General features: G+C 65.9%; 2 protein-coding genes. One reads left to right on the forward strand and one right to left on the reverse strand.

What is annotated here, in order from left to right; genetic code table 11:
• Window positions 1-86 precede the first annotated feature (86 nt).
• Complete coding sequence (tnpA, locus tag AB0F81_RS51185) at window positions 87-503, reverse strand: IS200/IS605 family transposase (RefSeq protein WP_360211743.1); 417 nt, start codon at window positions 501-503, stop codon at window positions 87-89.
• A 16-nt stretch (window positions 504-519) separates the two neighbouring features.
• Between tnpA and AB0F81_RS51190 the strand changes: the two genes are divergently transcribed.
• Entirely contained in the window at window positions 520-1,761 is a 1,242-nt protein-coding gene (locus AB0F81_RS51190; RefSeq protein ID WP_360211746.1) for an RNA-guided endonuclease TnpB family protein, read from the forward strand.
• The last annotated feature ends 17 nt before the right edge of the window (window positions 1,762-1,778 follow it).

The raw sequence follows: 1,778 nt of genomic DNA on the forward strand, positions 1-1,778 counted from the left end.
CGCTACCGGAATGCGGGCCAGTGCTCCGGCCTTCAGGCCGGGGGTGAAGGCCCGCGCTGGGAGGGCCGCCAGGCCCGAGCAGTGCCTTAACCCGGACGATTCTGCTGCTCGATGTACTGCTTCACGACGCTCAGCGGTGCCCCGCCGACGGACCCGGCGAAGTACGAGCCCGACCACAGCTTGTTGGCCCGGTAGTAGTGCTGCACGAGGTCGGGGAACTCCTGTCGCAGGCGGCGGGAGGAGACGCCCTTGAGGCTGTTGACGAGCCGGGCCACCGCAACCTTGGGCGGGAAGTTGACCAGCAGGTGCACGTGGTTGTTCTCGCCATTGAACTCGACCAGCTCAGCCTCGAAGTCGGCGCACACGTCCCGCATGATCGCCTCCATGCGGGTCAGGTGCCGGTCAGCGAACACCTTGTGCCGGAACTTCGTCACGAAAACCAAGTGGACGTGCATCGCAAAAACACAATGCCTACCAGTGCGAATGCCTGCAATTGGTGCCATAGACCAAAATGGTACCGTGTCTGTCGTGCAGCTGCGGTACAACTTCCGCGTCTACCCGACGCCCGGCCAGCAGATAGAGCTGGCTCGGGCGTTCGGGTGCGCGCGGGTGGTGTTCAACGACGGGCTCAGGTTGCGCCAGCAGGCCCGCGAGCAGGGCTTGCCGTGCGTCTCGGACGCCGAGCTGTCCAAGCAGGTCATCACGCAGGCCAAGACGACCGAGGCCCGAGCCTGGCTGGGCGAGGTCTCCGCCGTTGTTCTGCAACAGGCGCTGGCGGATCTGAACACGGCGTACCGCAACTTCTTCGCCTCGGTCACGGGCAAGCGCAAGGGCCGCAAGGTCGCTGCGCCCCGCTTGCGGTCACGCAAGGACAACCGGCAGGCCATCCGCTTCACCAAGAACAGCCGGTTCAAGGTCCTCGACAACGGCCTGCTGCGGCTGCCGAAGATCGGCGACCTGGACGTGCGTTGGTCACGGACACTGCCCTCGGACCCGTCCAGCGTGGCAATCATTCGGGACGCGACCGGCCGATACTTCGCCTCGTTCGTCGTGACCGTCGATCAGGACGAGACGCTGCCGTCGGCCGACTCCGAGATCGGCATCGACCTCGGCCTGACGCACTTCGTGGTGACGTCCGACGGCCGGAAAATCGACGCCCCGAAGTTCCTGCGCCGCGCCGCGCGCAAGCTCAAGCGGCGGCAACAGGACTTGTCCCGCAAGCAGCGGGGCAGCAACAACCAGAAGAAAGCCGTCGTGAAGGTCGCTCGCGCTCACGCGCGGGTGGCCGATACCCGGCGGGACTGGCTGCACAAGCTGTCCACGAAAGTGATTCGCGAGAACCAAGCGATCTTCGTGGAGGACTTGAGCGTCGCCGGTCTCGGCCGCACGCGACTGGCCAAGAGCGTGCACGATGCCGGATGGGCGACCTTCACCAGCATGCTGGAATACAAGGCCGCCCGGTACGGCAGGACGTTCGGCCGGGTGGACAGGTTCTTCCCGTCCACCCGAATGTGCTCGGACTGCGGCAGGATCGGCGACAAGCTGAACCTATCCATACGCGAGTGGACGTGCCCCTGCGGCACCACCCACGACCGCGACATCAATGCCGCCAGGAACATCAGGGCCGCCGGACAGGCGGACCTCAACGACCGTGGAGCGCACGTAAGACCGGGACTCGCCCCGGCAGCGCGCAGAGAAGCGGTAACCCACCCGGACGCCGCGTGCTCCACGCGCAGCGTGGAGGGAATCTCCGTCCATTAGGGCGGAGAGGATGTCAA

The organism is Actinoplanes sp. NPDC024001 (genome assembly GCF_040638955.1).
GTDB lineage: Bacteria > Actinomycetota > Actinomycetes > Mycobacteriales > Micromonosporaceae > Actinoplanes.